The sequence below is a fragment of the Salmonella sp. 741265116_PST genome (genome assembly GCF_046567715.1).
Classification (GTDB): domain Bacteria; phylum Pseudomonadota; class Gammaproteobacteria; order Enterobacterales; family Enterobacteriaceae; genus Salmonella; species Salmonella enterica.
Genome location: NZ_JBKFPH010000005.1, coordinates 72,579 through 99,113 on the forward strand (window position 1 = coordinate 72,579; position 26,535 = coordinate 99,113).

Annotated in this window: 24 protein-coding genes; 6 read left to right on the top strand and 18 right to left on the bottom strand. The window is 50.6% G+C overall.

All coding sequences use genetic code 11. The features are described 5' to 3' along the window. Positions 1-37: 37 nt before the first annotated feature. The 12 genes from ACLD11_RS05405 to ACLD11_RS05460 form a co-directional block, all read right to left on the bottom strand. Positions 38-325 (bottom strand): hypothetical protein, encoded by a 288-nt coding sequence (locus ACLD11_RS05405; protein ID WP_000839831.1) that lies wholly within the window; start codon positions 323-325, stop codon positions 38-40. A gap of 38 nt (positions 326-363) precedes the next feature. Beyond that, the gene (locus tag ACLD11_RS05410) at positions 364-1,209 is read right to left on the bottom strand and encodes a DsbA family protein (protein ID WP_183059803.1); all 846 of its coding nucleotides are present in this window, start codon (positions 1,207-1,209) and stop codon (positions 364-366) included. A gap of 64 nt (positions 1,210-1,273) precedes the next feature. Then, positions 1,274-2,005 carry a pili/flagellar-assembly chaperone gene (locus tag ACLD11_RS05415; protein WP_183059804.1) on the bottom strand — a complete coding sequence of 244 codons (732 nt, stop codon included), beginning with the start codon at positions 2,003-2,005 and terminating at the stop codon, positions 1,274-1,276. After that, positions 1,971-2,489, bottom strand: coding sequence for a fimbrial protein BcfF (locus ACLD11_RS05420; protein WP_411011608.1), 519 nt, complete (start codon positions 2,487-2,489; stop codon positions 1,971-1,973). Before ACLD11_RS05420 ends, ACLD11_RS05415 begins: the two co-directional genes overlap by 35 nt. A gap of 15 nt (positions 2,490-2,504) precedes the next feature. After that, positions 2,505-3,050, bottom strand: coding sequence for a fimbrial protein BcfE (locus ACLD11_RS05425; RefSeq protein ID WP_023182482.1), 546 nt, complete (start codon positions 3,048-3,050; stop codon positions 2,505-2,507). Further along, on the bottom strand, positions 3,051-4,058 hold the full coding sequence (locus tag ACLD11_RS05430) for a fimbrial protein BcfD (RefSeq protein WP_183059806.1): 1,008 nt from the start codon (positions 4,056-4,058) through the stop codon (positions 3,051-3,053). Continuing rightward, on the bottom strand, positions 4,059-6,677 hold the full coding sequence (bcfC, locus tag ACLD11_RS05435) for a fimbrial usher BcfC (RefSeq protein WP_411014639.1): 2,619 nt from the start codon (positions 6,675-6,677) through the stop codon (positions 4,059-4,061). Positions 6,678-6,681: 4 nt separating this feature from the next. Continuing rightward, complete coding sequence (gene bcfB / locus ACLD11_RS05440) at positions 6,682-7,368, bottom strand: fimbrial biogenesis chaperone BcfB (RefSeq protein ID WP_411014640.1); 687 nt, start codon at positions 7,366-7,368, stop codon at positions 6,682-6,684. 100 nt (positions 7,369-7,468) lie between these two features. Beyond that, positions 7,469-8,011 carry a fimbrial protein BcfA gene (locus ACLD11_RS05445; protein ID WP_000743357.1) on the bottom strand — a complete coding sequence of 181 codons (543 nt, stop codon included), beginning with the start codon at positions 8,009-8,011 and terminating at the stop codon, positions 7,469-7,471. Positions 8,012-8,440: 429 nt separating this feature from the next. Next, complete coding sequence (locus ACLD11_RS05450) at positions 8,441-9,145, bottom strand: helix-turn-helix domain-containing protein (RefSeq protein WP_411011612.1); 705 nt, start codon at positions 9,143-9,145, stop codon at positions 8,441-8,443. Positions 9,146-9,426: 281 nt separating this feature from the next. Then, positions 9,427-12,423, bottom strand: coding sequence for a chitinase (locus ACLD11_RS05455; RefSeq protein WP_411014641.1), 2,997 nt, complete (start codon positions 12,421-12,423; stop codon positions 9,427-9,429). Positions 12,424-12,515: 92 nt separating this feature from the next. Next, positions 12,516-14,618 (bottom strand): glycosyl hydrolase family 18 protein, encoded by a 2,103-nt coding sequence (locus ACLD11_RS05460; RefSeq protein WP_183059811.1) that lies wholly within the window; start codon positions 14,616-14,618, stop codon positions 12,516-12,518. A 380-nt stretch (positions 14,619-14,998) separates the two neighbouring features. On the opposite strand from ACLD11_RS05460, the gene ACLD11_RS05465 reads away from it, so the two are divergent. Both ACLD11_RS05465 and ACLD11_RS05470 read left to right on the top strand, forming a co-directional pair. Beyond that, positions 14,999-15,442: a transcriptional regulator gene (locus tag ACLD11_RS05465; protein WP_183059812.1), complete on the top strand. Its 444-nt coding sequence runs from the start codon at positions 14,999-15,001 to the stop codon at positions 15,440-15,442. Between the two features lie 16 nt (positions 15,443-15,458). Next, complete coding sequence (locus ACLD11_RS05470) at positions 15,459-15,992, top strand: glycoside hydrolase family 108 protein (protein ID WP_001068135.1); 534 nt, start codon at positions 15,459-15,461, stop codon at positions 15,990-15,992. Positions 15,993-16,052: 60 nt separating this feature from the next. On the opposite strand, the gene ACLD11_RS05475 is transcribed toward ACLD11_RS05470, so the two are convergent. From ACLD11_RS05475 to dnaK, 4 genes are all read right to left on the bottom strand, one after another. Further along, positions 16,053-16,397 carry a phage holin family protein gene (locus ACLD11_RS05475; RefSeq protein WP_183059813.1) on the bottom strand — a complete coding sequence of 115 codons (345 nt, stop codon included), beginning with the start codon at positions 16,395-16,397 and terminating at the stop codon, positions 16,053-16,055. 126 nt (positions 16,398-16,523) lie between these two features. Further along, entirely contained in the window at positions 16,524-17,471 is a 948-nt protein-coding gene (locus ACLD11_RS05480; RefSeq protein ID WP_183059814.1) for a LysR family transcriptional regulator, read from the bottom strand. A 279-nt stretch (positions 17,472-17,750) separates the two neighbouring features. After that, positions 17,751-18,890 carry a molecular chaperone DnaJ gene (gene dnaJ / locus ACLD11_RS05485; RefSeq protein WP_001119009.1) on the bottom strand — a complete coding sequence of 380 codons (1,140 nt, stop codon included), beginning with the start codon at positions 18,888-18,890 and terminating at the stop codon, positions 17,751-17,753. 85 nt (positions 18,891-18,975) lie between these two features. Further along, positions 18,976-20,892, bottom strand: coding sequence for a molecular chaperone DnaK (dnaK, locus tag ACLD11_RS05490; protein ID WP_411014642.1), 1,917 nt, complete (start codon positions 20,890-20,892; stop codon positions 18,976-18,978). Between the two features lie 348 nt (positions 20,893-21,240). Between dnaK and ACLD11_RS05495 the strand changes: the two genes are divergently transcribed. From ACLD11_RS05495 to satP, 3 genes are all read left to right on the top strand, one after another. Then, positions 21,241-21,645 carry a DUF2541 family protein gene (locus ACLD11_RS05495; RefSeq protein ID WP_001258084.1) on the top strand — a complete coding sequence of 135 codons (405 nt, stop codon included), beginning with the start codon at positions 21,241-21,243 and terminating at the stop codon, positions 21,643-21,645. A gap of 35 nt (positions 21,646-21,680) precedes the next feature. Further along, a complete protein-coding gene (gene msyB, locus ACLD11_RS05500) occupies positions 21,681-22,394 on the top strand; it encodes an acidic protein MsyB (protein ID WP_001103477.1) in 714 nt (237 codons plus the stop codon). Between the two features lie 149 nt (positions 22,395-22,543). Further along, positions 22,544-23,110 carry an acetate uptake transporter gene (gene satP, locus ACLD11_RS05505; RefSeq protein ID WP_000528525.1) on the top strand — a complete coding sequence of 189 codons (567 nt, stop codon included), beginning with the start codon at positions 22,544-22,546 and terminating at the stop codon, positions 23,108-23,110. Between the two features lie 56 nt (positions 23,111-23,166). Here the strand turns inward: satP and mog are convergent, their stop codons facing one another. Beyond that, positions 23,167-23,757: a molybdopterin adenylyltransferase gene (mog, locus tag ACLD11_RS05510; RefSeq protein ID WP_000380373.1), complete on the bottom strand. Its 591-nt coding sequence runs from the start codon at positions 23,755-23,757 to the stop codon at positions 23,167-23,169. A 110-nt stretch (positions 23,758-23,867) separates the two neighbouring features. Next, a complete protein-coding gene (gene tal / locus ACLD11_RS05515) occupies positions 23,868-24,821 on the bottom strand; it encodes a transaldolase (RefSeq protein WP_183059816.1) in 954 nt (317 codons plus the stop codon). Positions 24,822-25,089: 268 nt separating this feature from the next. On the opposite strand from tal, the gene ACLD11_RS05520 reads away from it, so the two are divergent. Next, the gene (locus ACLD11_RS05520; protein ID WP_411014643.1) at positions 25,090-26,520 is read left to right on the top strand and encodes an alanine/glycine:cation symporter family protein; all 1,431 of its coding nucleotides are present in this window, start codon (positions 25,090-25,092) and stop codon (positions 26,518-26,520) included. The last annotated feature ends 15 nt before the right edge of the window (positions 26,521-26,535 follow it).

A 26,535-nucleotide genomic window follows, 5' to 3' on the forward strand; every position in this document is an offset into this window, starting at 1 on the left:
ACACTGACGGGACACCATCTGCGGTCTGCTACGCGGTTCAGTCATAGACAATGCGTAGCACTGTTAATTGCTTATCTTCATCCAAATAATCGCGTTTTACCGTTGCATGAGGAGACGATATCGGCGTGATAATATTCTCGACAATAATATAACGTTCAATCCCCTCTTTATTATGGCATTGAATTTCTAAGGTTCCCACGTCATTCCAGCAGCCTGCCTCAACAACCGATCCCATAAAATGAATCTGAGCGGTCGGTTTCGCTGTCCCTTCATGAACGATAAAGGAAAGTAAAATCACCGGTATGACGCAACGCATAGACTTCATTTTACTTTCACTCCTGTGCGTTCTCCACTGAGCGAATATCACCCCTTCGCTTTCTGAATCGCCATTTGCAACATATCCTGAGTCGTGCTTCCCGGGATCACGGTCACCCGTTTTACATCACCGTTTTGCGTCTGAGGCATGACGACAAAAGCAGGCGTGCCGCTAAAGTCCATATGCTGCGCCAGTGCCTGGTTAGTGAGGAGCGCATCATGTACTGCACCGCTGCTTTGCGCTTCTTTTACGGCGGCCAACTGCGTTGGCGTTAGATAATGGTGCGCGAGCGTGTAGACATCCTGTTCGTTAAGCTGCCCTTCCACTTTGCCGGTAGCATACAGGGCATTATGCCAGTCGAGATATTTCGCCCCGCCCTGGGTGAGCCACACCTGCTCGCCGACTCTTGCCGCCAGTCCGGATACCGGCCAGCGGGAGGAAAAAATAGGAAACTCTTTGAAAATAAACCGAGTATCCGGGTTCGCCTTAATCAGGTTTTCGACCACAGGCGCCATTTTGCTACACCACGAGCACTGGTAATCAAAGAACATCACCACCGCCGCTTTTGCATCGTCGGGTCCAACGGAAGGACTGTTGCTACTGAGCAACTCAGCACGATACTGTAATGCCAGTTGAACATACGCCTGTTGTTGCGCAATCTGCTGACGCTGATGCAACGTCTCGCTGGCGGCGACCAAAAATTCAGGATGTTCGGCCAAATACGTTGCCACCACCTCTCCCACTTTATCCGGATGACTGACGATGTAGGCTTCCGCCGTCGGGCCAATTTGCGACGTCGGGACAGAATCGGCAGCGATTGCCGAGGCGGATACGGCAACGCCTGCCAACGTCAATATCGCCAGTCGGGAAAGTTTTAACGCGTGATAATACATAATAAAAGTCTCGCTCGATAAGTTCGGAAAGCCTCCCGCTATCGGGAGACGCCTGAAAAATAGGTTAATGCATACGCGTCAGATCCACGGTTTGCGCTGGCATTACCCGCCCATAGTCATTAATACTTTGCCAGCGCACAGTGCAGCGAACCGTATGCCGACACCAGTGCGTTTGGCGCGTTGCAAAGGGTGCCACGACCCCGGCGTTGTCCTGGGCGCGCTCGTTAGCGCGTAATAAAAAGAGCGTAACGTAATAGGGTGTAGGATTTCGTACCGTCGCGCCATCGGGGGTAAGCGACCAGACCAGATGCCGGTAGGCCTGCTGCGGATCGCCGGCGAGTCCCTCCGGGCGATAAATCAGCTTTAATGCAGAGCGGAACGCCATTTGTACACGGTTCACTTCCGGTTTACCGGAGGGAATAGCGGCGATACTCAAGGTAAACAGACTTTCCCTGTCCGCAGGTAGCGGTTCACCGGTATAAACCACCCGCAACGTGTTTTCCTGGCGCGCTGAAAGCATAAATAATGGCGGCGTGACCACGAAGGGCGTGATATTCCCTTCGTTTTGGGTTCCTGGCCAGCGACCGCCGGATAAAATATGCGTATCAATTAACCATGACGCGTCTGAATGGTTACTTACCGGTACGCTTAATGCCGGGGCGCCCGTATGATAGATAAAGCGAGTACCGCCAATCACCACGCCAGCCTGCGCCCATGATATGGGAAGCAAGCACCAACATATCGCGCAGCGTAAAAAGAACTTATTCATAGGCAAGAATGAAGGTTGCGGAGGCATTGGCGTCCCCAGGCGTTACCGTGCCGCCATCGGCAAGATAACGCGCGTAAAATTGCAGATGCGCCGACGCCTGGCCCGGGCTGAGCGTGACTACATCACTCTCCTGCCCCAGTGGGATTAAGGTTTTATTTTGGTCATAAAGCGCAATCCCAATGCCTGAAGCGTCGCTTTCCCCCGCTGTAAGCGCCAGTAAATCCGTATTACGACTGTCCGCCGCACCGCTAAAACTGACCGTTACACCGCTGGCAGTGCTGCCGCAGTTCTGTAAATCGATAGCAAAAAGTTGCCAGGCGGAACCGTCGCCCGCGCGATAAAACTGCCGTTGAGAAACCGCGCCCATCGCCACGTTGATATTTTCCGAGCCTGGAGAGAGCGAACACGTATTGTCCGTGATGGTTCCGGAGACATAGACCCGGCCATCGTGTGCCTGGACGCCGAATGCCGCCAGCAGCATCCCGATGCCGTACAGGATATCGTTACGCATAATTACGATGGCTCCTCATTCATACTGCATATCGAAATACATGACCGCCGTCGCGTTCCCGGACGTGACCGTCGGCCGGGTCGATTTATAGCGAATATAAAAAGACAGCGTGTTGCGTCCGGCTTTCAACGGATAGACCACCGAGTCGGCATTATTGATACTGACGGTATCCTGATCATCATTCAGAATTTCCACCCCTACACCGCTTGCTAACATACTTCCGCTTCCCATTCCGGTATCGGTGATCGCTAATAGCGCGGGATTGTCTGGATCGGGTTCGCCGGTAAACCAGATCTTCGCCCCGGCAATTCCTCGGGAACAATTTTTGAGGTTGATATTAAAGGGCTTAAATTTTGTTGTTGTTCCCGTCGAAGGAAAATCGCCGACCGCAAACTGTCCTAAATCAATACTTTGACTGAGACTGGAAATATCTATGTCGCAGGTTTGCGCCACAATAGTGCCGGTAAATTCGAGGTTATAAGCGAGGTCGTCAGCGCTGGCATTGATTTGTGGACACAGCATCAGTCCCATGGCAAAAAGAGCGCAGTGTGATCTGTTCATTTAGTCAAAGTCCACTCGCAGGCTGGCCAGCGCGGTAAACGCCCCTTCCGCTGGCGTTTCTCCTGTTGTACTCACCGGGTAGGCTTGCAATGTGATGTTAGCGCGTCCGGCGCTATCGGTGACAAAAGGCGCGACGCTCTGCACATCATTGGGGATAAGCGCGTTTCCTTCATCGGTTTCGACCACTACACCGACATCGGCATTATCCGAAGCGATAGCCTGGGGAACGTGGCTATCCGGCGTAGCGATAAGACGCATCGTTAAATTGACCTGCGAATCCAGGCCGCTACACTTTACCGGTACGCTGAATTTTTTCGCTCGTACCCCCTCCGGCTTTTGGCCTGCGTGGCTGAAATTGCCGCTGTATAATGCGCCGAAATTCACCAGAATCGTTTGTCCGGCGTTAATTTCGCAGCTTTGCGGTACGGTCACCGTTCCACTATAAAGAATGCTGTACACGACATCTGTCAGCGGATCGCCTGCGGCGGTCATGACATAAACATTGAACATAGTCTTTGGACTAATATTCACCGTGCCGACGAACGGTTTAACAATTTTGAGCTGAAACTCCAGATTTGAGTCACGAACGTAAAACGGTTGACCCGCTTTCACATTTTCATCATATCCCATCAGGACATTGTTTATTGGCGGATAAATATCACCCACCGCAGAATCCTCAATTCGCATTCCGCCTTCAAGATAGTCCGGGTCCAGCTTTAAATATTTCCAGTTACCGCTCGTTTCTACGACCGGATATTGCGACACATAGGAGCGATAAGTCTGGCTATAGGTCGCCGCGCCGGCGGGACATACCGCCTGTACATTGACTTCCTGGCTTTTTTCCAGTTGAACCGTCGTTCCCACCTGGTTTTGTTCTGCCGTCAGAGTGGTCGTTAAATCGTAATTAATACTGGAAGGTACACCGTTAACGTTTTTACACACGTCTGCGAATGCGTACTGCGATACGACACTTCCCACCAGCAGAGCAAATAAAAGAGGTATTTTCATTTAATGACACTCCGCATGTTGTCGACTCAGAATCTGACGGGAGGAAGAGAGATGATAGGACGCGACACACTGTTGATCCGGCAGGTTCCCCCAGCGAACGTGCAGAATGCCTTGCGCTGACAACCCGGAAAGATAGACTTCCCCGGCCTCGTCAACAATCGCCTCCGCATGGCGATCATTCACCGTCACCGTTGCGCCAAAGGGTACAGGCTTACCGTTATGATTCAGCGTTACCAGGGCACGCTCGCCGACTCGCGCTTTAAAGCTGGCCAGAACCAGCGCACCTTCGGTCGGCACAACGCGAGTCACCGCGTCATCAATATCGACATCATCAGCCATGGCGTTAACGTCCAGCGCCATACGGTTTTGGCGATATGTTGTCGCATACGGCACCACCGCATAGCCACGCGCGTCCGTATGAATACCCGGCTGGTCGACAACGCCGACATTAGCTGCGCCCGGCGCGGCAATCAAAATATTGGTATTGCCCAGCGGCTGGCTTAGCGTCACTCCATGCGCGTGCGCCACCAGGCCGCCGCTCAGGCCATAATTCACCTGCCGGTAATCGCCGTTATCGCTAACGTTATAGCCAATGTTGGCATTGCCTTTCGCCCCATCGTATTCCAGGCTGGCGGTACCGCTTTCGCCAATACCGTGATTCTGATAACCTTGCTGTATGTTGTAACTAAGATTGTTTTCGTCCAGCAGTGTGCCGCTAAGGCCCGCATTCTGCGTAACGTTATGCTGTTTATCCGTACTGGTGCTAAAGGTAGCGTAAACATTGTGATGGCGCGTAACCTCATCATCGTGTTGCAACCATTGACTTAGCGGCACCGAGATATTCAGCGCGAAAATTTGATCGCGCTCCGCATCGCCTGCGGATTTGTTATTGTTATACGAAACGCTCCACGCAATACCCGCCAGCGTATCGCTGTATCCCACCTGCAACAAAGAATCCTTTTCATCAGTGTGCCAGTAACTTTGCTGACTGCCAGTAATAAAAAGCGATCCCAACCCGCCTAGCTGTTGATTGATATCGAGTTGTACTTTCCCCCTCCTGGTATAATAAAGATTGTAATAATCCGCCCATTCCGGCCTGCTTTTATCGCTGTCAGTTCGATTGTCCTCGTCATAGCCGCTCATCCGTTTCCACGCGGTATCATCCAGCGTATAAAAGCCCGAGGTTGAATAGCGATAGCCCATAAGCTGTAAATTGGTTCCTGACTGTGCAAGCGATTTGGCATACAGGAAACGCAGCGATTGCCCCTGGTAGGTGTTATTATCCGCCAGCGTACTGGCGGCCTGGGTGACATCCAGCGACACCGCGCCCCAGTCGCCCAGATTTGCGCCGCTGCCGATCGCCAGCGCGTGATAATGACTGGAAAGCTGTGTTCCGCCATACAGCGTAAAACCATGCGGTAACCCCCATATCAAGGTCGCCTGACTGAATTTCACCTTCTCTTTTTGACTACTATCGCTGCGATACTCCGCCACCGTCGCCGCATACTTCAGCCGCCCTTCTCGTTGTAGAATCGGCACGGCGGAATAGGGCACGTTGTAGCGATTAATAGAACCGTCGGACTCTTTGACTTCAACAGTCAAATCGCCGCTGGCGGCGGTGGGATAGAGATCATTAATGGTAAATGCCCCAGGCGGCACATAGCGCTGATTGATGATGTAGCCGTTTTGCCGAATGGTCACTTGCGCGTTGCTTCTGGCAATGCCGTGAATGGTCGGCGCGAAGCCCTTCATGCTGTCTGGCAACATATTGTCGTCAGACGCCAGTTGTAGCCCGCGAAAAGGAAGGCTGTCGAATAATGCGGAGGGGGTATAACTATCGCCTGCCGTCAGTTCTCCCTGCAAAAAGTCCACATCACGTTCCAGATAAGTACTGATGTGCTGCCAGTCGCTGTCGCTATTCTGATCGCCGCTATTCGCGTTCCATGTGGAATAGTCGCGTAACCGCCAGGCCCCCAGATTAAGGCCGCTATTCAACCCAAGAAAATAGCTGTTCTCCGCACTGCCGCCTGCGCTCCGATCCTGACTATTCGCGCCGGTAAAGGTGTAATTCAATAGCAACGCGTTAATTCCTTCATCCCAGTATTGTGGCGGGATATAGCCTCTGGCGCTGGCAACCATCGCCGCCTGCGGGATGCTAATGTCGAGACGTTGCTGCGCAAAATCAAAGCGGGTCCGGGCGGCCGGTATCGCACTGGCAAGATCCGGGCAACTTCCCGCCGCCTTCGCCAACAGTGGAAACGCCCCGGTGTTTACCCCCATATTTTTAAGCATTTCAGGCGTCAGGCAGGCGCGTAATCCGCTGTCATCGGTGGGCGCGCTTTTTCCCGTCGTTTTCACCGCCTGGAAGGTAATGTCTCTGGTCGTGAGAAACGTATTGTTCAGGTAAACGTCAACGCGATACATTCCCGCCGCCTGGGCATTACGGGAAAAGGTCGATAAGTCGGCCACCGCAGACGGGTCGTCAGACAGAAATGCCGGGTTGAAATAGTTTTCCGCCCACCCCGGCACAGGCGTCAATGCGATAGCCAACGCCAGCGGGGTTAATACAGGTTTAGCTACGCTGGAGTAATATCGCGTCATGAAAAGCTGATTACGCATAACATCATGAAGCTGAACAAACGCGTGCTGGCGTCGTTGCGCCAAAATCATTTACCGTGCGCAAAGATACCTGGCCGGGCGACGCCGGGAGAGTGATCGCGCCTTTCGGCGGTACCATAGTATTCGGCAGTTTTTTCCCCGCGCTGTACAGTTCAACCATCGAAACGTAGTACGGCGAAGGGTTAGTAATCGTTAGCTGGCCGCGCTCGTTACGGCAGCGAAGCGTCGACGGGGCATGGGTTGGCGCCTCCGCCAGATTTTTCGGGCGGATAAATAGCTTAATCACACTTTGCGTCGCAATTTGCAGGGAGTTGCCGGTCAGTTTATTTTTATCGACAGAGGGTATCGCTTTACTGTTTAAATAAAATACGCTTTCGCGATCGGTCGGTAATGACGGCCCGACATACATAATACGTAATATATTTTCTTTTTTAGGCTGGATCACAAAGAGAGGCGGCGTAATGATAAAGTCCGTCGAGCGTGAACCATCGGCATTGGCGACCCATGACTGAATTAAAAAAACATTGCTGGCAGAAGAATTAATAATCGGCAAGGAGGTTTGCTTACTTCCCTGCGGATAAATCACCCTGGTCGCGCCCAGCGCAATGCCTCCCGCCTGCGCGGCAAACGACAGGCCGGCCGCCGACAGCAGTAGCAATAATCGAAGGAAAATCGGTACGTTTTTTTTCATCTGCGTAATATCCTGATGCCGTCGGTTTGTTACGCGCAGTAACGCGCGTAACGCCCCTTTCTCGCCTCCCAACAGACGAGAAAAAAATCCCGATAAGGAATCAGGAATAAACCATGCTAAATGTCGCCGTCGCGGTAACATTACCGGCAGTCGCCGTACCGGTAGCGATATAATCCACGCTAAGCGGAATAACGTTTTCGCCATCGTTCAACGTAACAGTACTGGACGATTCACCGATATTCAGCGCCTGGCCATCTGGTCCATAAAGTTGTAATGCCACATTCGTCGCCGAACCTGCCCCAGCGGTATTCGCCAGCGACCCCGGCTGGTTTGCGTCCTGCTGGCCATTAAAAATCACCGCCGCATTCTGGCTGGTCTGAGTATCGCAGTCTTCCAGTTTAATGGTGAAATCTTCTTTTTGATTCGCCACCATACCGGCCTCGGTTAATTTACTGGCGCGAACCTGGCCTAATGTCACGGTCTGATCGACAGAGTCAGCGGAAACAGAACAGGCGGCGTCAACGACCTGTCCGACAAAATTTACCGTACCGCCAGTGACGGTTGTAGTATCCGCTTGCGCGGTGGACAACATTCCGCCAAAGGCAATCGCAGAGACCATTAATGCTAGTACAGGCTTTTTCATTCAAGCTCCTTTTAAATATAAAAATGAGGGTAATCAGATTTTTTAACGAAACGGCTGCTGATATTTCTTCACAGCAATATCACGACTTTTTCTTATGCGAAAAAAAGCGTCTTCTTGTTCTGACATAAATGTCAGAAGCAATAAAACAGCCACTCAACGTCGTGAGTTAATCTTTACGTTATAATGAGATAACGATGTTATTAATTATTAGCAAGCCAACGGCAAGTTGCAATCATCGACATTTGGTTTTATAGGACCAGATATAACCTGTTGTTTTATATTAACTTTACACCAGTCGTTCGACTTATACCCTTTAGCCATGTTGACTTTTTAAAAACAGCCTTTACAACAACTTTCAATAGAACATTTTATTAACAATAATAGATAAATTCAATCGAGATATGTAAATATATCGTTGCATATAGTGCATTAATACGCCACTGGCAGTTTTCCGAGCGCCGTCAGCCGCCCATTATCAATATGGATATACCCGCCTTTTTTTAGTTCAGACAGAATCTTCATGGTCCGACTGCGCGATATCCCGGTACGTCGTTGAATAAAATTCAACACGATAATGTTTTCCCGGTAGTCCTGTGGATAAGCCCAGACTTCAGTCAGCAGCGCCCGAACTTTCAGGTAAGAATCGACGCCGACTAATTCACGATCGCGCGCGCTCATCACCATCAGACGGTAAGCCAGACAACGGGCCACGTCGTGCCACAAATCGCATTCATTGGCGATTTTTATAAAATCCGGCAGGCGAACAAATCTACCGGTACAAACCGTTTCTGCGAGCAAAAAGTGTTCCGGTCGCGCGGGGGCGTTATAGGTAGCGCCATAGCTGTCAACCATACCCACGACCGATGGCGCAAACGATGAAGATATATGGAGTCGGTTGTCATCACGACAGAAAGAAACAACGCCTGATTCCAGTAATACAATGTAGTTTTCATCATTTGCCTGTAAATAAAACTCATCGCCGATACCCAGCGTAAACGGTTGACCAAATGGCAACAACGCCGAAAATAAGGCATCAATCGCCGCGTGAGGTTTAGCCTGCTGAGAAAAAAGAAAAGAGTGTAATAAATTCTCATTATTATCTTTAGCAAAAGCGTCGTTCATCATTTTTTTCATTAACGATTGTCTACTCAATGTAGCGCCACAGTATAACCTCTAAAAAAGCGCTTAAATTAATAATAAATAACATCGCTATACAGTATTTCTGTATTCAAAAAGCACTAATACGCAATATTTTTAAAATTAAGATAATTCTTAATACAAAATAATTACAGAAAAGTAATAACGAATTACGCATAAAGAATGAGAGTTCAGGGGGCCGCAGGAAAAGAGATTCGAAAGAACGCACCTTCGAATCTCAAACTAATAGTCCAGATTAATGCAAATAAATAGTGATATTATCTAAAATAGCGAGGGGCAGCATAATACTCTACCATTTTATCCGCCAGCCAGCCGCCGTCTTCACCGTTAGAATGGATTGTCGTAATACTGATAGTGGAACCACCGCCCCATAAGATCGAAAAGACGTTAAAGTCCGGTAGGTTCAGCGCCTGCATCTGGCTCCAGTCATACCCTTTATCTTTACGTAAAAAGTCGCCGACGGTCGGGACGCCGTAAGTCGCGCTATTTAAGGCCGTATTGAGTAGCTGCAAAGAGAGCGTGTCAGGATCGCTGCCAATGCGGGCGTCACCCATAAAAAAGGTTCCGCCGGATGCAAAGTGCGCAGCGCTGATTTTACTGACGCCCTCTTCTACTGTAGGCATATGGCCGCCAGGGATTTGCCACAGCATGGCGGGCGTCAGCAGCACTTTCGTCACCTGTTTGACCATCGCCAGGTAATTAAGCCAGCATGTCGCATTCCAGCCATAGTGGGCAAGCGCATCAGGACTGAAACAGTCACGCTCAAATTTATCAAACGCAATAAAGTCCGGCGCATATTCTCCGCTATAAACCCCCAGTTCATGAATAAATCCGGCGATCGCCTGCCCTTCAGCTACCGGATCAGCGGTATCGCGCAGCACCCAGTCCGCCGTTCCTGTCGCCCAGACATTCGTCTGCCAGCCAAAAGCCACATCCGGGGCAAACTGACGAACAAGATAGTTCACCGCCTGAATATAGCCGTAGAGATCGTCGCTAAACGTCGGCAACGAAGGCGCGATAAAGCCAGCCATCGCCGGTAATGCTTGTATCGCCGCCGCCAGTTGGGCATTCACCGGCACACTGTTTTTTTGTCGCACTACGGTGTAGCCATACGGTCCTTGCTGTAGCGCCCCCAGAAAATCCGGGTTAAGCACAAAGGTGGCCGGGACAGGATGCGTCTCATCTTTGTATGACTGCGCCGCCAGACACTGGGTAATAAAGTTACCAAAATGGTTACGTAGCTTTTGCGCATCCTGTAAATCCGCCAGGGCGCTACCACCGCTGGCATTCGCGGTATAAATAACCATTACCGGCATAACGCTACGCCCGGCTTCTTTTTCTATCTGGCGCACCAACGCAACGGTTTTATGGATCGGTAACGTCGCGTAATCCAGAAAACCGTCCCCGTTCACGTCAACCTCTGCGGCCGGAACCGGATCGCCGCCGCCGTCAAAACCATCGTATTTAAACAACGCGCTAAACGGTATATCGCGATAAAGAGAAACCGTCTCTGGCGCGTTAACCGTCACGCCGCCATGAGCAAGGTAATCAGGCCAACCTTTTACCTGTAGCGTCACGCCGGGCAGAAACTCCAGCGCCACATGGTTGACCTTTTGCAACAACCGTAGCGGCCCGGCCTGTTCACAACGCCACGGCACGCTGTCGATGAAAATATCGTCCGTCTGAACATCATACAGCCCGGGCGCAAAACGTAATGCCAACGTCTGCCGATCGCTACCGCTCTCCAGCATTAATGAGTATTGATATTTACCGCTGCTGAACAGATAACGCTGCGGCGCAACGCCATCAGGCAGGCCCAGTAGAGTGGCATCCACCGTCACGAAACTCGCCGTATCGATCGCTGCCTGCTGGTAAGCGACAGCAACCTCGGCAACCTGCGCCGCGGCAGGGATAAAACTCGTAAGCTGTATGGGTGCCGATATAAAGCGGTTATTAATCATCGCAGGCTGCAGATTGACCGTATAATGATGCCCCGCCAGTAGCCGGGTGATTAACTGCGGTTGGTTGGCGATAAGCGTGACAGTACGCTCATCCGCTTGCGTAGCATCGGCGATCTCAACGGTCAATTTCGCATTACCAAGCACAGGGGCGTCAATCATCAGACGCGCGCTGGCATAACGGACAATCGGCAGACAGGATACCTGGACCTGCGCGACGGCATCGCCGGATTGCAGCGTAACGGTAAAAGAGGACTCGACTGGCGCGATTTGCATCTCATCATTCGCCAGTACCGGTACGGTAAGCCGATACGTTCCTGCGCTAAGATCGCCTATTGTCAGCACCTCTCCCCACTCACCGACAACGCGCCGGGTTTCGCCGGCAGGAAACAGCAGCTCAATCGCCGGTTTAAGCGCCACGGTCTGCGTCATGGCAGGAAAGTGAACGCAAATTTTTCCCTGACGGGCAGGGTCATGGGCCAACGTCGCGCTCAAATCGCTGATGGCAACTGGCGTCTGCGTGGCGGCCAGATAGCACTGTAATTCGGCGGTATCCCCCGCCGCCAGCATCAGCGCGCCGTCATGATTAATGGTGATGGTATTCTTCTCGATGGGCCATCCCCCATCGCTGGCCAGCGTTACGGCCTGATTCCCCAGCATTGTTCCCTGAAACGGACTGTAGGGATCGGGGTGCGCGCTGGCCGTAAAATTCAGTTGAAGCTGATTGAGATCTATCGCCTGGGCGTAGAGGTTGGTCAGCGTAAAGGTGACGCGTTGATACCAACTCGCGGTATTCAACTCGCTAACGTTAAGCGTAAGGCCGTGTTCCTGAAGGTCGTTATCCTTTTCCGGCACATCGGGTTCAGCGGGTTGTTCATCTGCGGCGGGTATCGCTGGCGCCTCCTCATCGGATAGGGTTTCAGACTCTGCGTCTTCGGATGAAGATGACGCCAGCGTCAAGGTAATGGCGGACATTTTTACCGGCACCTGCGTCGCCGCGAGGCTGAAAGAAAGCGTCCCACGTTCGCCCGGCTGAAGAAGTAATGCATCGCTGTTATTAATGATGATGTTGTTAGTTTCCAGCGTGCCATACGAACTATCATTCAGCGTAAGCGGCAGGTTCCCTTTGAGCGTACCGCCGCTATTTCCCCATGGATCGATGTGCCCGGAAGCCGTGAATGATATTGCGGCATGGTTCATATCGACCGGATTACCGCTCTCATTGATGAAGGTTAAGGTGATTTTTTGATACCAGCTGTTGACGTCAAATGCGCTGGCATGAATGGAAATGGTCATGGTCTACTCTTCCTCTGTCCCTGGTGGAGAAAAGCCCCGGAAAACCGGGGCTTGAATCATGAAGCCCAATACATCGTGTTTAATACCGTGTATTAGTAAGCGCCAAGATCGGTCCATGCACCGCCGGCACCGCAGTTCAGGTCAGGCTGGTTGCCCATAGACCACCATTTCACCTGATAGTTATGGCCTTTCCAGCTAACGATTTCGAAAGAACCCCAGTTTGCGCCATAAACGGTCAAAGCATCCCACTGCGCGTAAGGTGACGTTTTGTCATCTGCTGGCGTATCATCCTCAGCCGGCGTGGTATCTTCTTCCTCGTCCGGTACAGGAACGATAATCTCTTCTTCTTCCTCCTCCGGTTCCGGTTGAACCTGAGATAGCGCAGGCACAGCCGTCAGAACAAAGCGCTGTTGAGAGGACGGTTCGTTGTAGCAGTCGCGTACAAACAGGGTGAACTGAAAGGCTGTTTTTTCGCTAACTTCCGGTACCACAACCTCAATGATTTCTGCAGTTTTGTCTGCCACAGCGATTTGCGAAGGCACGCCCCAGCTAAAGGACAGCTCATCGTTATCTTCATCAGAAGAACCTGCGCCAGACAGCTGTACCGTAGATCCGCCTACGACCATCAGTTCAATCGCCGCTTTCGGCGCGTGGTTGACCTTCTGCTCGTCGTCGCTATCGCTCTGCTCTTCATCATTTTCTACATTGATACCTTCGAAGTAGAACGGTTCCATATCGATAACTTCAGATTCGATTTCATAACCCAGACCTTCACGCACGGCGTTAACCAGCACGCCATTGTCCTGATCGATAGTCCAGGTAAACACGCCACCCAGGCCCAGTTTCGCTGCATATTCGCCTTTTGCTTTGACAGTACGCGGCGTATCCAGGGATAAAAACAGTTTAGATTCCGGGCTATACAGGTAGTCAGCGTCAGCGACCTGGTCGGTGTAAACATTGAAACCATTACGGCCTTTCTGGTTTTCCAGATCCAGGTAGCTATAAATGACGTCATACCATTCGCTGGTGCCGGATTCGAAAGAACCTGTAGTGTCACCTGTTCCTGGGTTATAAGAACCTTTCAGCGGCGACAGGGATTCAATTTCTACCTGACGAGCGTTACGGGTATAGCCGGCATAACCGATGTTGATACGGTCAGCGGAGAAGCCTTCCGCCAGCAGGTGATCAACGATGGTTTCGACAGCCCAGCCGCCCTCTTCCAGCGCTTTGCGGTTGGTGTGGTGGCCCAGCGTTTCCGCCCACGGCGTACCGAAGAAGTCATAGGTCATCAGGTTGATGCCATACAGGCCGGCAGCCAACAGATCTTTTACTTTCGCATAGTCAAAAATGGTAGTGACAGCAGAAGCGGCAATAGAGATCTTCACATTGCTCAGACCAGCGGAATCCAGCTGTTTACGCAGTTCGGCAATCAGCAGCGCGTAGTTAGCGCCATCTTCCGGACCAAACGGGTTGCCCGCCCCTTCATCGTTCGGGTATTCCCAGTCAATATCCACTTCGCTGAACATCGGGAACTGTTTGAACAGTTTCACCACGCCTTTGGCGAAGGTTTTACGAGAGGAGTCAGAAGCGGCGGTTTCGTGGAACCCGTTACTCATGCTCCAGCCGCCGATACTCATGGAGAGCGCCAGCGTGTGACCTGCGGCTTTCGCTTTTGCCTGCATATCACGCAGCGCGCCCAGCATACCTTTGGCGTTAGCCTGGGTCACGGTTTTCGGATCAACATCCCAGCCACTGGTTTCAAAACCCAGGTTGATATAAGACTGGAAATCGCCCCATGGATCGAGGAAGGTCGGCTCATATTTCACTTTGCCACACAGCGCTGCCGCTTCTGCTACGACGTCGCGGTTTTCTTTATCAATTTTTCTGAAACCGGTGATACCAACAAAGCCAAAAATCAGTTTGTCATAAGCCGTCGGTGACACATTGGTTAAATCATAACCACGGCCCGGTTGGGACATATTGCCTTGCAGACGGCTGTCATACTGTGACCAGTCGGTGTAATAACCGAATACCTTCGGTTTAGTCGTGGAGTTTTTATATTTATTGTATACCGGTTTCGCAACACGAGCGGAAGTATAGCTTATTTTATCATCGCTTGTTGCAGGGTCAAAACCATTCGCTGCATGGGTAGTTTCAGTAAGCGTATCGCCTTGAATCAGTTTGCTTGTAGCCATTTTCAAATTTCCTTTTACGTTTCAAAATTGTCGCAGCTCGTTCTGCGGGGTCCATAATCGTGACAGACATAAAAAATAGCTAATCACAAAACATCATCTTTTTAGATGACATAAAAATCATAAAAATGAGGTTAACAACGCCGTCTGCCGAAGAGAAAACAACACCTCTCAACGCCCGCTTACTCCGTTCTGGTGAGAACATAGTAAATATCATTTATCATGTAATTAAATATCATTTAATTACAATGAAATAATGTGATTACACTCGCTATAGACAATGACAATACAATAAAACCAGTGACATTTATTGGATTAAGACATTTCTCATACAATATAGTCACCACAGACAACCAGGATGTACATTTCTAAAGGAAGACGTTATGAAAACTTATATCATTAATAGCAACTGCATTTACAATGAAGGTAAATATGAACTGAGAACGGTCTCAAATTCACAGGTTATTAAAATGACTGCGATGAGAGCCAAATGTCTCAGTTTCATCATCGAGAATGCTCATCTGGAGATTATCGAGCGACAAAAAATAACCACCGCGTTATGGGGAAGTCGAAGCCACTATGTTAATGATGCAAATCTAACGCAGATTCTCTATTTAATCAGACGTGACCTTAAAGCGCTTGGTATTAACGATCTTCTTATTACCATTCCAAGACAAGGCCTCAAAGTGAATAGTGATATCGCCATTATCGCGACGGATAGCGAAACAAAGGGAAGAAAAAAACAGATTGTACGGCAAACCATCGCCGCCCTGACGACCGTATTTTCAGTAACGTTAGGTTCTCTCATGTATCTGCATATTCACTAAGCGAAGGAAAGGGAAGATGAATCCAATTATAGATGGAATTATTGCGCTTGAAGGCGGTTACGTATTTAACCCTAAAGATAAAGGCGGCGCCACCCATTGGGGCATTACCGAAGCCACGGCGCGAGCGCATGGCTATGCTGGCGATATGCGGGATCTGACCCGCGCTGAAGCCTACGCGATTCTCGAAGAGGATTACTGGATAAAACCAGGCTTTGATGTCATCTCGACGCTATCGTGGCCAGTCTCCTTCGAGCTGTGCGATGCGGCAGTCAACATAGGCGCTTACCACCCCAGTGCGTGGCTGCAACGCTGGTTGAACGTCTTTAATCACCAAGGTAAACGCTACCCGGATGTTCATGTGGATGGCAATATTGGCCCGCGGACGCTTGCCGCTCTCGAACATTATTTGGCCTGGCGAGGCCAGGAAGGAGAAGCCGTTTTGGTGAAAGCCCTCAATTGCAGTCAGGGCACGTACTACTTAAACGTTGCTGAGAAAAACCACAATAACGAACAATTTATTTATGGCTGGATCAAGAATAGAGTGACCTGAATCAGGCTTAAAAAAGACGCGTAAAAGGCTCACGGATGAGCCTGATATTGCGAATGATAATTAATCTGAACTATTTCCTTCGATAATTTTTTTAATCCGCCGCCCAAGAATTTTTAAGATCGGACTCGCGAAAACACCGCCTAAGCCTGCCGCCAACAGAACAATGTTGAAACTGCATTCTTTTTCGATCGCAATCGCGCTTAACAAGAAGCTGGTGAAGCAGGAAATCACGATCTGCGTTAAGCAATATTTAATACTTTCATGAGAACTATTATATTCTGTCTTATCTTTGCGTAAAAGATAGCTGACAAAGCCTCCCCACGCGCCAATCGAAATAATAGTGAGTAAGATCTCTAGCTCCAATAGCACAACTTCCGTTGTCGACACATGGTTGGGAATAGACATTTTAACACTCCGAAATCATTATAAATGAATAATTAACACAAGGAGTGTAAGCGCCCTGTCAGGAGGGTGAAAATCAAAGCACATCATTTAAAACCATATTAAATCAAAGCGTAAAAATGAGGTGTATTAGCGACGAAATGAGGAAAGCGTTTGTAACATACTTACCATCTCATTAATCGTCGATATATTTCTACTATTTTTATTCCAGGATGCATAGACCTGAACTGACTTAAAAGCCAGTTCGGGCGGAGGCTGAATAAATTTAATGTCATATTTACGATGATTTTTATAAAAAAGCGCTAATTTCAAAGGCATCAATGCAATCAATGAGGTTCTTTCGATCATGCTCACCAAACCGTTAAGCGAATCACTGCGGTAGCCGACAATACGCCTGCCAGTATAGTAAAGCTCATCCTTAAATAACTCGCTATCATGATATATCACTGAAGCCCCCATCCCCGGCTGATATAACGCATGACGCGAAGAATAAAAATGATGTAGCGACAGTTGTGACAGAGTACTCAGCATGTGTTTACTGCTACAGATACAAACAAATGATTTAAAACTATCAATAATTTGATTCTCTATGCCGGACTCCAGCAAAGGTTCGGCACCAATCAACAGATCGCCTTGCGCAGTAAACAGAAGTTCGCTGATACGCTCCCGACTCATATTTCTGACAGTAAAATGATTTATCAAAATACGGTCAAATATATCGCTGTTATAGAGCTGAGAAAGATAATAGCTTTCAACAATATCACTGCCTAATAACGTTATCTGGAACGCTTCATCTTTTTTGCTATTACAGAGAAATGTGTCATCCACCAGTTTCATCACCTGACTGAAATTTTGGTGAATGTCGACAGCCTTGGCTGTGGGGATGAGCCCGCCTTTCCCTCTGCTAAACAGTTCTTCCGGGTAATAACTCTGCAGGCGCTTTAACGCCAGAGAGACGGCAGCCGGTGTAATGCCTAACTTTTTTGCCGCCATAGCCGCATTTCCTGACAAAATAACAGCGTCAAGAATTTTGATTAAATTATAATCAAAGCTCTTGTTGGCACCTTTCGATCCCATTCGCTGTCTGCCTCCGGAAACTAAAAAAAGCAATATAGATAATACTCAAGATAAATCAATTCACAGCATCTAAAAAAGCAATCGTTAATGTCATCACATCACGTTTTTTTAAAGAATGAGCGTATACAAACCTGCTGATTAACATCAATTTGTTTATCAGTAAAACAAAATACCAACAAATGAGAGGATACGATGCGTTTAGCAGAAGCCTGGGCGCGTACAGGCAGAAAAAAGCCCGGATAAACACCCGGGCTGAAGAAAAATACAACGGGAAAAAGGCTAGCGAGTCAAATCGTCAAAGAATTTTTTCACGCCGTCAAAGAAGCTTTTTGAACGCGGGCTGTTTTTCTCTCCCGTCGGGCCGCCAAAACTTTCCTGAAGATCTTTTAGCAATTGCTTCTGTTTTTCGCTCAGACCGACCGGCGTTTCAACCACCACACGGCACAGCAAATCGCCCTGCGCGCCACCGCGTACGGACTTCACGCCTTTGCCGCGCATACGGAACAGCTTGCCCGTTTGTGTTTCGCTCGGCACTTTCAGCATCACGCGACCATCTAACGTCGGCACTTCAATTTCACCGCCGAGCGCCGCCATCGCAAAGTTGATCGGCACTTCGCAATAAAGATTATTGCCTTCACGCTCGAAAATAGGGTGTTGTTTCACCTGGACCTGAACGTACAAGTCGCCTGCCGGTGCGCCATGCTCGCCCGCTTCGCCCTCGCCTGCCAGACGAATACGATCTCCGGTATCCACGCCCGCCGGGATTTTAACGGACAGAGTTTTGCTCTTTTCCACACGCCCATGACCGTGACATTTATGACACGGATCTTTGATCAGCGTACCGCGTCCCTGACAGTGTGGGCAGGTCTGCTGTACAGCAAAGAATCCCTGGCGCATCTGTACCTGACCAGAACCATGACAGGTCGGACAGGTTTGCGGTTGCGTGCCCGCTTTCGCGCCGCTGCCGTGGCAAACGTCGCACTCCTCCAGCGTCGGAATACGGATCTCTTTGGTCACGCCACGCACCGCTTCTTCCAGGGTGAGATCCATGTTATAACGCAAATCAGCCCCACGCGCCGCACGTTGGCGACCACGCCCGCCGCCAAAGATATCGCCAAAAACGTCACCAAAGATATCACTGAAATCAGCGCCGCCATTAAAGCCGCCGCCAAATCCGCCGCCCATACCGCCTTGTTCAAACGCGGCGTGACCATACTGATCGTAGGCTGCGCGTTTTTGCGCATCGGTCAGCACTTCATAGGCTTCTTTAATCTCTTTAAATTTAGCTTCGGCCTCTTTATCACCCTGATTGCGGTCCGGATGATATTTCATGGCCAGGCGCTTATACGCCTTTTTGATTTCACGCTCTTCCGCTGTTTTGGAAACGCCTAAAATCTCGTAGTAATCTCTTTTCGCCATCTCTTTTTATCTGCCCTTAACATGCATGCACGGGCGGAGAGGAAACCTCTTCGCCCGTGCCAGTAATTACCCGTTCAAAGGGCGATTATTTTTTATCTTTTACTTCTTCAAACTCAGCGTCGACAACGTCGTCATCTTTCGCGTTGTTTGCAGAAGCGTCAGCGGAGCCAGCCTGCTGCTGCGCATGTTGCTGCTGAGCGATTTCCATCAGTTTCTGGGAAACCTGCGCCAGTTCCTGCATTTTCGCTTCGATAGCGGCTTTATCTTCGCCTTTCAGGGCAGTTTCTAGCGCGCTCAGCGCAGACTCGATAGCGGTTTTGTCATCAGCCGGCAGTTTATCGCCTGCTTCTTCAACCTGCTTACGGGTGCTGTGTAGCAGATGGTCGCCCTGGTTACGGGTCTGAACCAGCTCTTCGAACTTGCGGTCGGATTCAGCGTTCGCTTCTGCATCGCGAACCATTTTCTGAATTTCTTCTTCGTTCAGACCGGAAGACGCCTTAATGGTGATCTTCTGCTCTTTACCGCTGTTTTTGTCTTTCGCGGAAACGTGCAGGATACCATCAGCATCGATATCGAAGGTGACTTCGATCTGCGGCATACCGCGCGGTGCCGGGCTGATACCGTCCAGGTTGAACTGACCCAGTGATTTGTTATCAGACGCACGTTTACGCTCACCCTGCAGCACATGGATGGTTACCGCAGACTGGTTGTCTTCCGCAGTAGAGAACACCTGGCTGTGCTTGGTCGGGATGGTGGTGTTTTTGGTGATAAGCGGAGTCATCACGCCACCCATCGTTTCGATACCCAGAGACAGCGGGGTAACGTCCAGCAGCAGTACGTCTTTCACGTCGCCGGTCAATACGCCGCCCTGTACCGCTGCGCCGATAGCCACAGCTTCGTCCGGGTTAACGTCTTTACGCGGCTCTTTACCAAAGAACTCAGCCACTTTTTTCTGCACCATTGGCATACGGGTCTGACCGCCGACGAGGATCACGTCGTTGATATCAGACACGGACAGGCCAGCGTCCTGCAGTGCGACTTTCAGCGGCTCGATAGAACGGTTCACCAGATCTTCAACCAGGCTTTCCAGTTTCGCACGAGTCACTTTGATGTTCATGTGTTTCGGACCGGTGGCATCTGCGGTAATGTACGGCAGGTTCACGTCGGTCTGCTGCGCAGAAGACAGCTCGATTTTGGCTTTTTCTGCGGCTTCTTTCAGGCGCTGCATGGCCAGCGGATCGTTACGCAGGTCAATGCCCTGATCTTTCTTAAACTCGTCAACGAGGTAGTTGATCAGGCGGGTATCGAAGTCTTCGCCACCCAGGTGGGTATCACCGTTGGTTGCCAGAACTTCAAAGGTTTTTTCGCCATCAACTTCGTCGATTTCGATAATAGAGATATCGAAAGTACCACCACCGAGGTCGTAAACCGCGATAGTACGGTTGCCGACTTCTTTATCCAGACCGTAAGCCAGCGCTGCGGCAGTCGGTTCGTTGATGATACGTTTAACTTCCAGCCCCGCGATACGACCAGCATCTTTGGTAGCCTGACGCTGCGCATCGTTAAAGTAAGCCGGTACGGTGATAACCGCTTCAGTTACCGGTTCGCCCAGATAATCTTCAGCCGTTTTCTTCATTTTCTTCAGCACTTCGGCAGAAATCTGCGGCGGTGCCATTTTCTGACCTTTCACATCAAGCCATGCGTCGCCGTTGTCGGCGCCGATGATTTTGTACGGCATGATAGAAACGTCACGTTGAACTTCTTCGTCCTGGAAGCGGCGGCCAATCAGGCGTTTAATCGCAAACAGGGTGTTTTGCGGGTTTGTCACTGCCTGACGTTTAGCCGGCTGACCAACCAGAGTTTCACCATCCTGGGTATAAGCAATGATAGAAGGCGTAGTGCGATCGCCCTCGGCGTTCTCCAGCACGCGTGCCTGCGTTCCATCCATAATCGCTACACAAGAGTTGGTAGTACCCAGGTCGATACCAATAATTTTACCCATCTAAACGTCTCCACTAAAAATTCGGTCATCATGTGGTTGTGAATCTGTAATAAGGGCGAAACGTGCGGTTTCAACTACCCTGAATCGTTTTTTTTCAGACTCACCACTGCGGTTGACTACAAGATGGGGTCGTAACCCACGTCATCAAGGGGGAGATGAAAAAATTTTTTAGTGACGAGAGGGCGCGATGGAAAACCAGACAGATAACCATTCATGAAATAAATTAAACAACGAATACTATTCACAGAAAAATTGTAATAAAAAGAAAAGATTACAAAACTGAATCGTTGTCATGAGCAGAGTATGATAGACGGTAATTGCTTATTGAACCCGTCAAAGAGAAATTCCATGCGATCTGTGTTAACGATTTCCGCCGGCCTGCTTTTCGGCCTGGCGTTAAGTAGCGTCGCGCACGCGAACGACCATAAAATACTGGGTGTTATTGCCATGCCCAGAAATGAAACGAACGATCTCGCGCTGAAAATTCCCGTCTGCCGCATCGTGAAGCGCATTCAACTCACGGCGGATCACGGCGACATCGAACTTAGCGGCGCATCCGTCTATTTTAAAACTGCGCGTAGCGCCAGCCAAAGCCTGAACGTCCCTTCCTCAATCAAAGAGGGCCAGACGACAGGCTGGATCAATATTAATAGCGATAACGACAACAAACGCTGCGTATCAAAGATTACTTTCTCAGGCCATACGGTAAATTCTTCCGATATGGCGAGACTTAAAGTCATTGGCGACGATTAATCGCTGTTATTTCTATTCCAAAAGCCAGACTGAAAATGAACGTCACCTATTTACACGACGAGGATTTAGACTTTCTTCAGCATTGTAGCGAAGAACAACTCGCCGATTTCGCCCGTTTGCTGACGCATAACGAAAAGGGCAAAGCTCGCTTGTCGAGCGTCCTTAGTCATAACGAGCTGTTCAAAGCGATGGAAGGTCACCCGGAGCAACATCGCCGTAACTGGCAGCTCATTGCCGGCGAGTTTCAGCATTACGGCGGTGACAGTATCGCCAACAAATTGCGCGGGCACGGAAAACAGTACCGCGCGATTCTGCTGGATGTCGCAAAACGGCTAAAACTCAAAGCAGATAAAAGCATGTCGACGTTTGAAATAGAACAGCAACTGCTGGAGCATTTTTTACGTCATACCTGGCAAAAGATGGACGCGGCGCATAAGCAGGAATTTCTGCAAGCCGTAGACGCCAAAGTTTCTGAACTGGAAGAACTGCTGCCGCTGCTCATGAAAGATCGCAGTTTGGCAAAAGGGGTCTCTCACCTGCTTTCCACCCAGCTTACCCGCATTTTGCGTACCCATGCCGCAATGAGCATCCTGGGTCACGGATTGCTGCGCGGCGCAGGTCTTGGCGGCCCGGTCGGCGCGGCGTTAAACGGCGTCAAAGCGATGAGCGGCAGCGCGTATCGCGTGACTATTCCGGCGGTGTTGCAAATAGCCTGCCTGCGACGAATGATGGCAGCCGTTCAGGCGTGAATGCCCTCACAGGGGGAAATATTTTCTTTTCCCCCTTATTAGATCATAGACAGTCCTCTTCCCCCTGATTATTATGCCGCGCCCAGAATACGGAACTCGTTATTTTGGGAAACTATTTCACCATTCAATTATGATGATTTTGAGGAATTATGGGCAACACTAAGTTGGCTAATCCGGCACCGCTGGGCCTGATGGGCTTCGGCATGACCACCATTCTGCTTAACCTGCACAATGCCGGTTTTTTCGCCCTGGACGGTATTATTCTGGCGATGGGGATTTTCTACGGCGGTATCGCGCAAATTTTTGCCGGTCTGCTGGAGTATAAAAAAGGCAATACCTTTGGTTTAACGGCCTTTACCTCTTACGGTTCGTTCTGGCTGACGCTGGTCGCTATCCTGCTGATGCCGAAAATGGGCCTGACGGATGCGCCTGACGCTCAGCTACTCGGCGCTTATTTAGGTCTGTGGGGCGTGTTCACGCTGTTTATGTTCTTCGGTACGCTGAAAGCCGCCCGCGCGCTGCAATTTGTTTTCCTGAGCCTGACCGTACTGTTCGCTCTGCTGGCGGTCGGCAATATCACCGGCAACGAAGCCATTATCCATATCGCAGGCTGGGTTGGTCTGGTTTGTGGCGCCAGCGCTATTTATCTGGCGATGGGTGAAGTGCTAAACGAGCAATTTGGCCGCACTATTCTGCCAATCGGCGAGGCGCACTAAGTCTCTTTTATTCCTCCCGCACCGGGAGGAATAACCCTACTATCAGTATCTTCCGGTCAGGATGACATATTCTCACGTCTGGCGCTCTTCGGACGGAAAGCGGCAACCACTTCCGGCGCGGTTTCGACATACGGCCCGTCAAGCAGCTGTATGCAATACGGCACGCTCGCAAAAATGCCCGGCACGCTAACGCTGCCATCGTCCGCTTTTACGCCTTCCAGCGTTTCTTTGATCGATTTTGGCTGTCCAGGCAGATTAAGAATTAACGCCTGTTTACGGATAACACCCACCTGGCGGGAAAGAATGGCGGTCGGCACAAAGCGCAGGCTGATCTGGCGCATCTGTTCGCCAAAACCTGGCATTTCACGGTCGGCGATGGCAAGGGTCGCGTCCGGCGTGACGTCGCGACGCGCCGGACCGGTACCGCCAGTGGTCAGCACCAGATGACAGCTCATCTCATCGACCAGTTCACACAACGTTTGCTCGATAATTTCCTGTTCATCAGGAATTAAGCGCCGTTGGACCTCGAAAGGCGTGGTCAGCGCAGAAGCGAGCCACTCCTCAAGCGCAGGAATGCCTTTATCCTGGTAAACGCCGCTTGAAGCGCGGTCGGAGATAGAAACTAAGCCAATACGTAAGGTATCCATAATTATTCCGTTTAAACAGTCTCGTTAAACAGAATGATACACTGCGAAGGGAAGGACAGACAGGTTTCAGAAGAGGTAGCGTGACCCATATCAGGGCCACGCGTTAATGATTACAGCAGATCGCCGATCATTTTTTCCAGTTTTTCCTGGTCTACCGCAAACTTACGGATACCGTCCGCCAGTTTGTCCACCGCCATGGGGTCCTGGTGATGCTGCCACAGGAACTCGGCTTCGGTAATGCGTTCCGGACGCGCTTTGACTTCGCCGGAGAAAGAGAGCTTACGCTCAATCGCCCCTTCGCTTTCCGCCAGTTCTTTCAGCAATGCCGGCGCGATAGTCAGACGGTCGCAGCCCGCCAGCTCCAGAATTTCGCCTACGTTACGGAAGCTTGCGCCCATAACGACGGTTTCGTAACCATGCTGTTTGTAGTACTCGTAGATTTCCGTTACGGAAACCACGCCCGGATCTTCAGCTGGCGCATAGTCTTTCTTGTCGGTATTGGCTTTATACCAGTCAAGAATACGACCTACGAACGGCGAGATCAGGTAGACGCCCGCTTCGGCGCACGCACGCGCCTGCGCGAAGGAGAACAGCAGCGTCAGGTTACAGTTGATGCCTTCTTTTTCGAGCTGTTCGGCTGCGCGAATGCCCTGCCAGGTGGACGCCAGCTTGATCAGGATACGATCGTTGCTGATACCCGCATCATTGTAGAGTTTAATGATACGTTTTGCTTTGGCGATAGACGCTCCAGTGTCATAAGACAGACGCGCGTCAACTTCGGTAGAAATACGCCCCGGCACCAGCTTCAGGATTTCCAGGCCAATATTCACCGCCAGCTTATCGGTCGCGTCAACAACCTGCTGCGCGCGGTCGCTGCTCTGCTGCTTCGCCCAGGCGACAGCATCGTCAATCAGCTTACGATATTCCGGGATTTGCGCTGCGTTAAGAATGAGAGAAGGGTTAGTTGTAGCATCCTGCGGCTGGTACAGCTTCATTGCCGCGATATCTCCGGTATCAGCCACTACGGTGGTGAACTGACGAAGGGAGGTCAATTTGTCCGTCATGATAGAGTTTCTCTTTAAACAGCTTGTTAGGGGATGTAACCGGTCTACCCTGATGATAACACGACGCACTCACAGCGCAACCGCCTACATGCACCTGGCTGCCCTTGTGGATTGTTTGCGTATCTGCCAATGGTTGATGCGCAATTAAAGGATGCCGCCGTATTTATGGTAAACTGCCGTCAATATTAGCCTGACAAGGTCATCTACATCATGGGTCACGCTTATACAGGATCATCAAAGCGTGCCGGCATCAACAAGAGGGACGTTAATGCCTGAGTTTTTCAGTTTTATTAACGAAATACTCTGGGGCTCGGTAATGATTTACCTGCTGCTCGGCGCAGGATGTTGGTTTACCTGGCGTACCGGATTCATTCAGTTTCGTTATATTCGCCAATTTGGCCGCAGTCTGAAAGGCAGCTTTAGCCCGCAGCCAGGCGGCCTGACGTCATTTCAGGCACTGTGTACCAGCCTCGCGGCGCGGATTGGCAGCGGTAATCTGGCCGGCGTGGCGCTGGCTATCGCCGCAGGCGGTCCCGGCGCGGTATTCTGGATGTGGGTCTCGGCCATCATTGGTATGGCGACCTCCTTCGCCGAGTGTTCGCTTGCCCAGCTTTATAAAGAACGTGACCCGACAGGCCAGTTCCGCGGCGGCCCGGCGTGGTATATGGCGCGCGGGCTGGGAATGCGCTGGATGGGCGTGGTTTTCGCCCTCTTTCTGCTCGTCGCCTACGGGTTGATTTTTAATAGCGTGCAGGCGAATGCCGTCTCACGCGCGCTCCATTTCGCCTTCAACATTCCGCCGCTTATCTCCGGCATTGCTCTGGCGTTCTGTGCCCTGTTAATTATCATTCGCGGCATAAAAGGTGTCGCCCGCCTGATGCAATGGCTGATTCCCATCATCGCGTTATTGTGGGTCGCCGGCAGCGTGTTCATTTGCCTCTGGCATATTGAGCAAATGCCTGGCGTTATCGCCTCGATAGTCAAAAGCGCATTTGGCTGGCAGGAAGCCGCGGCAGGCGCAGCCGGGTATACGCTCACTCAGGCTATTACCAGCGGTTTTCAGCGTGGGATGTTCTCTAATGAAGCGGGAATGGGGTCAACGCCTAATGCGGCCGCAGCGGCAACGTCGTATCCCCCTCACCCTGTCGCGCAGGGGATTGTGCAAATGATTGGCGTATTCAGCGACACCATTATCATCTGTACCGCCAGCGCGATGATTATCCTGCTGGCGGGGAATCACACGTCCCATTCGTCAACAGAAGGCATTCAGCTTCTCCAACATGCAATGGTTTCGTTGACCGGTGAATGGGGCGCCAGTTTTGTCGCGCTTATCGTCATTCTGTTCGCGTTCAGTTCTATCGTCGCCAACTATATTTACGCCGAGAACAATCTGTTTTTTCTGCGGTTACATAACGCAAAGGCCATCTGGCTATTACGCCTTGCGACGCTTGGCATGGTTATTGCCGGTACGCTTATCAGTTTTCCGCTGATATGGCAGCTCGCAGACATGATCATGGCCTGTATGGCCATTACCAATCTGACGGCGATTTTGTTGCTCTCACCGGTGGTGTATACCCTCGCCAGCGATTATCTGCGACAACGGAAACTGGGCGTAAGACCGCAGTTCGATCCGCGGCGCTTCCCGGATATCGAACCACAACTGGCGCCAGATACCTGGGATGCGGCATCGCGCGATTAAGCCGACAATCGCAAC

Excerpts from the sequence above, each read along its gene's own strand:
- ACLD11_RS05405 (WP_000839831.1), bottom strand. The coding sequence starts at position 325 with ATGAAGTCTATGCGTTGCGTCATACCGGTGATTTTACTTTCCTTTATC.
- ACLD11_RS05410 (WP_183059803.1), bottom strand. The coding sequence starts at position 1,209 with ATGTATTATCACGCGTTAAAACTTTCCCGACTGGCGATATTGACGTTG.
- ACLD11_RS05415 (WP_183059804.1), bottom strand. The coding sequence starts at position 2,005 with ATGCCTCCGCAACCTTCATTCTTGCCTATGAATAAGTTCTTTTTACGC.
- ACLD11_RS05420 (WP_411011608.1), bottom strand. The coding sequence starts at position 2,489 with ATGCGTAACGATATCCTGTACGGCATCGGGATGCTGCTGGCGGCATTC.
- ACLD11_RS05425 (WP_023182482.1), bottom strand. The coding sequence starts at position 3,050 with ATGAACAGATCACACTGCGCTCTTTTTGCCATGGGACTGATGCTGTGT.
- ACLD11_RS05430 (WP_183059806.1), bottom strand. The coding sequence starts at position 4,058 with ATGAAAATACCTCTTTTATTTGCTCTGCTGGTGGGAAGTGTCGTATCG.
- bcfC (WP_411014639.1), bottom strand. The coding sequence starts at position 6,677 with ATGCGTAATCAGCTTTTCATGACGCGATATTACTCCAGCGTAGCTAAA.
- bcfB (WP_411014640.1), bottom strand. The coding sequence starts at position 7,368 with ATGAAAAAAAACGTACCGATTTTCCTTCGATTATTGCTACTGCTGTCG.
- ACLD11_RS05445 (WP_000743357.1), bottom strand. The coding sequence starts at position 8,011 with ATGAAAAAGCCTGTACTAGCATTAATGGTCTCTGCGATTGCCTTTGGC.
- ACLD11_RS05450 (WP_411011612.1), bottom strand. The coding sequence starts at position 9,145 with ATGAAAAAAATGATGAACGACGCTTTTGCTAAAGATAATAATGAGAAT.
- ACLD11_RS05455 (WP_411014641.1), bottom strand. The coding sequence starts at position 12,423 with ATGACCATTTCCATTCATGCCAGCGCATTTGACGTCAACAGCTGGTAT.
- ACLD11_RS05460 (WP_183059811.1), bottom strand. The coding sequence starts at position 14,618 with ATGGCTACAAGCAAACTGATTCAAGGCGATACGCTTACTGAAACTACC.
- ACLD11_RS05465 (WP_183059812.1), top strand. The coding sequence starts at position 14,999 with ATGAAAACTTATATCATTAATAGCAACTGCATTTACAATGAAGGTAAA.
- ACLD11_RS05470 (WP_001068135.1), top strand. The coding sequence starts at position 15,459 with ATGAATCCAATTATAGATGGAATTATTGCGCTTGAAGGCGGTTACGTA.
- ACLD11_RS05475 (WP_183059813.1), bottom strand. The coding sequence starts at position 16,397 with ATGTCTATTCCCAACCATGTGTCGACAACGGAAGTTGTGCTATTGGAG.
- ACLD11_RS05480 (WP_183059814.1), bottom strand. The coding sequence starts at position 17,471 with ATGGGATCGAAAGGTGCCAACAAGAGCTTTGATTATAATTTAATCAAA.
- dnaJ (WP_001119009.1), bottom strand. The coding sequence starts at position 18,890 with ATGGCGAAAAGAGATTACTACGAGATTTTAGGCGTTTCCAAAACAGCG.
- dnaK (WP_411014642.1), bottom strand. The coding sequence starts at position 20,892 with ATGGGTAAAATTATTGGTATCGACCTGGGTACTACCAACTCTTGTGTA.
- ACLD11_RS05495 (WP_001258084.1), top strand. The coding sequence starts at position 21,241 with ATGCGATCTGTGTTAACGATTTCCGCCGGCCTGCTTTTCGGCCTGGCG.
- msyB (WP_001103477.1), top strand. The coding sequence starts at position 21,681 with ATGAACGTCACCTATTTACACGACGAGGATTTAGACTTTCTTCAGCAT.
- satP (WP_000528525.1), top strand. The coding sequence starts at position 22,544 with ATGGGCAACACTAAGTTGGCTAATCCGGCACCGCTGGGCCTGATGGGC.
- mog (WP_000380373.1), bottom strand. The coding sequence starts at position 23,757 with ATGGATACCTTACGTATTGGCTTAGTTTCTATCTCCGACCGCGCTTCA.
- tal (WP_183059816.1), bottom strand. The coding sequence starts at position 24,821 with ATGACGGACAAATTGACCTCCCTTCGTCAGTTCACCACCGTAGTGGCT.
- ACLD11_RS05520 (WP_411014643.1), top strand. The coding sequence starts at position 25,090 with ATGCCTGAGTTTTTCAGTTTTATTAACGAAATACTCTGGGGCTCGGTA.